The organism is Rhizobium sp. P1_E6 (assembly GCF_056405875.1).
This window is the reverse complement of sequence record NZ_JBFUBG010000196.1, coordinates 1-3,447: the sequence shown is the minus strand read 5'-3', so window position 1 is coordinate 3,447 and position 3,447 is coordinate 1. Positions and strand designations below refer to the sequence as shown.

At 58.4% G+C, this 3,447-nt stretch carries 4 protein-coding genes; all 4 read left to right on the top strand.

Annotated elements, in window-relative coordinates:
- The coding region (locus AC1D35_RS35115; protein WP_477942528.1) for a type III PLP-dependent enzyme domain-containing protein at positions 1–518 on the top strand (518 nt) is incomplete at its 5' end.
- A gap of 56 nt (positions 519–574) precedes the next feature.
- Positions 575–2,038 (top strand): M81 family metallopeptidase, encoded by a 1,464-nt coding sequence (locus tag AC1D35_RS35110; protein WP_477942527.1) that lies wholly within the window; start codon positions 575–577, stop codon positions 2,036–2,038.
- Positions 2,039–2,133: 95 nt separating this feature from the next.
- Positions 2,134–2,547 carry a DUF3830 family protein gene (locus AC1D35_RS35105; protein ID WP_477942526.1) on the top strand — a complete coding sequence of 138 codons (414 nt, stop codon included), beginning with the start codon at positions 2,134–2,136 and terminating at the stop codon, positions 2,545–2,547.
- 708 nt (positions 2,548–3,255) lie between these two features.
- Positions 3,256–3,447, top strand: a 192-nt coding sequence (locus AC1D35_RS35100; protein ID WP_477942524.1) for a hypothetical protein, incomplete at its 3' end; no start/stop codon positions are given.

Here is a 3,447-nt window from a genome sequence, read left to right as displayed (position 1 = left end):
GGCTTGAAGCGGCCGGCTTTGCTGGCCTTCGCATCTCGACAGGCTCCACGCCGACGGCGCTCGGTGCGCCGATTTCCTCTGCCGCCCAAGAGGTACGGCCGGGTAACTACGTCTTTCTCGACCTGACGGCGCTGAGACTGAACGTCGCTGTCGCTGATGATCTCGCGCTATCGGTCGTCGCAACCGTCATCGCTGCAAACGATGTTCACGCCATCGTCGACGCCGGATCGAAGATGCTGAGCTCCGACCATGGTCCGCATGGTACCGGTGGCGGCGGCTATGGATGCGCGATCAGCGCCGATGCTGACGGCCGATCTTCGGTGTTCAGCGTTGCACGGCTCTCGGAAGAGCATGGCTTCCTGCCGCTCGAGGGCCGAACCCTGGCCGTCGGCAGCAGGGTCAGGATCTTCCCCAACCATTCCTGCGCCGTCGTTGCGCTGTCGGATCGTTTTGTCATGAAGGAACGCGACGGAACCTTTAGAACCCTGCCGATCGATGCCAGGGGAAAGCTCACCTAGCGGACCATCAGGCGCCAGCGCCTATGCACAAGGAAGTCGTGAAAAACGGAGAGATCATGCGGATCTTCATTGCGGGCATGGATACCGAGACCAACACATTCGTGTCGATCCCGACCGGCTTTAGAAGTTTCGATGACGTCGGGATCGCTCATGGCGATGCGACCAGCCGCGCGCTCAACGAACCGTCCTGCCAGCTCTATGTCTGGCGCCAGAGAGGCGAAGCGGATGGGCATACAATCATCGAGAGCCTCTGCGTCAACGCCGAACCGGGCGGCATCACTGTTCGCAAGGTCTATGAGGATTTTCGCGACGAGCTCCTTGCGGATCTCCAAAGGTGTCTGCCCGTCGACGGCGTCATGCTCGCCTTGCACGGTGCCTTCGTCGCCGAAGGGTATGACGATACGGAAGGTGACCTGCTGTCCCGGGTGCGCGCGATCGTCAGCAAGGACGTGCCTGTTGCCGTCGAGCTCGATCTGCATTGCCACTTGACCGCCGAGATGGTTGCCAATGCCGACTTGATCATGGCCTACAAGGAATATCCGCACACAGACATCATGGAGGTTGCCGGGCAGCTCTACGATCTCTTTGTCGCGACCATCGAGAAGAAGATCAAGCCGGTCATGGGCGTGTTCGACTGCCGGATGATTTCGACCTACCGCGTCCAGGAACAGCCGATGCGCGGGTTTGTAGACCGCATGAAAGCGCAGGAGGGAAAGGACGGCGTTCTCGCGGTCTCCCTTTGCCACGGCTTTCCCCACGGCGATGTCGTCGATGTCGGCACCAGGACGCTCGTTGTCACCAACGGCGATGCTGCCCGCGCCGACATCATCGCGAGGGAGCTGGGACTCGAGCTCTTCTCTCTCCGGCATGAGCTTGGTCGAGGCTCGTTGACGGTTGACCAGGCCCTCGACGCCGCCTTGGCCGAAAGGCACGGTCCTGTCGTCATCGCCGACACGTCGGACAATGCCGGCGGTGGCGCGCCAGGAGATTCGACCTTTATCCTGCGCCGGATCCTGGAACGCGGCATAACAGACGTCGTAAGCGCCATGTATTGGGACCCGATCGCCTTCCGCTTCTGCGCGGAGGCGGGTGTCGGCGCCTCGATCAAACTCAGGGTCGGCGGCAAATGCAGTCCCTTCTCCGGTGATCCCGTCGATCTTGAGGTCGCAGTAAAAGGCCTTGGCTTCGGGCTGACGCAGACTTATGGCGGCATGCCCTGCACGATCGGGGATGCGGCCTGGGTCAGTAGCGCGGGCGTCGATCTGATCATCAACACCCGCAGAACCCAGGTGTTTCATCCGGAATTCATGTTCGCGCTTGGTCTGGACCCTTCGACGAGGAAAATCATCGTCGTGAAATCGAACTATCATTTCCAGGCAGGCTTTGCCCCGATCGCCCGGCGCATCGTCTTCTGCGCTCCGCCCGGCGCAACTCAGCCCGACTATGAAAATATTCCCTTCAGCAAACTGCGCAATCCCTATTGGCCCCGGGTCGATGATCCATTCGTGAGCGATCGATAAGGGTTCAATCCATGCCGCGTTTCGGATGGCCAATCACGTTTGCCCGAACGCCCGACGACAATCTCTTTTAGTGCTGCTTTCACAAGGAACCTGCTTTGGTTGATCTTAAAATTACGGCTGGCCCATTTGTTTTTGGCGCATGCTTCGAAAGCCGAGATGCGCCGAAAACCTGCGCTGCGTTTGGCGACAGGCTCCCGTTCAAGGGCAAAATTGTCCACGTCCGCTGGAGTGGCGAAGGCGTATGGATTCCCCTGGGCAACGAAGATTTCAATATCGGATTTGAAAACCATACGAGCCATCCGGCGCCCGGTCAGATCCTGCTATATCCAGGAGGGCTCAGCGAGACAGAGATTTTGCTGGCCTATGGCGGGGTTCAATTCTCCTCCAAGGTTGGACAACTGGCTGGCAACCACTTCCTGACAATTACCGATGGGATTGAAAACCTCCACGAATTGGGAGTTCGCACACTTTGGGACGGAGCCCAGGATATTCTCTTTGAGAAATACTGACTTTTCTGGACGCTCTCCGCGCGATCCGGATCAAGGAAATCGCCTCATTGCGGCGCGCTCCCTGCTATCGGAATATCTTCCACAAACTGGCAATGAAACCAGTTGTGGCCCGTGCCTGCGGCTCGTGAGGGCTCGGGTTCCCGCCAGAAGGTTTTGGATCGGGTGAGAAATTCTCCAGCGACGCCACCTCGGGCACGGGCGCAGGAAGCTCAACCCAGATTGGCCGAAGGTCTGGCCCAACGACCTCGTAGCGAACTGTCGGCGCGTGAAGCATTGCCTCGCGCGCTTTCTTCGCGGCGCTCTCTGCGTCTTCTGATTCAATGATCAGCGGATGGGGCGTAATCTTGAAATAGGGTATTTGCGTCTTCTACGAGGATTTTCCGTCGGACCTCAATAGCAATTGCTCGTCAAGGTGCAGATGAGCTGCGGCCAACAATCTTAAATCCAGTTGCTTTCCGCCTTCGTCGACGAGTCCTTTTACACATCGAGCAAGTTTCGGAGATATTTCTTGGGCAGTTCCATCCTCCCCTCTTCTTCTCAGAACAAGCGATGAATTCTCGCAGGTCTGCGGAACTCTATGAGGCACTCTTATCGCGGTGAGATCCTGGGATTCCGCGTCGGAGGGAGCATCCTGCTCGTCAAGCACATGTGAACGGGCCGCTCATCTCGCGCCGTCAGCGAGATGAGCAGGCGTCGCGCGGATTGGGAGTGAAAGAACTCATGCGACTCGGCGATCGAGGCCATTATCCGGTTCAACGGCCGCAGCTGCGCGTTCCTGAGCTCGGCAGGATTGAGCGGAACGCCCATCTGCAACCGCGCAAACAATGCCGAAATGTCATCGTTGGTCGCGTTCAGAATTTCACCGATGCTCACTTCGAAATTGTCAAAGCGGTCTCGGAG

Coding starts and splice junctions, on each gene's coding strand:
- AC1D35_RS35110 (WP_477942527.1), top strand. CDS start 575: ATGCGGATCTTCATTGCGGGCATGGATACCGAGACCAACACATTCGTG.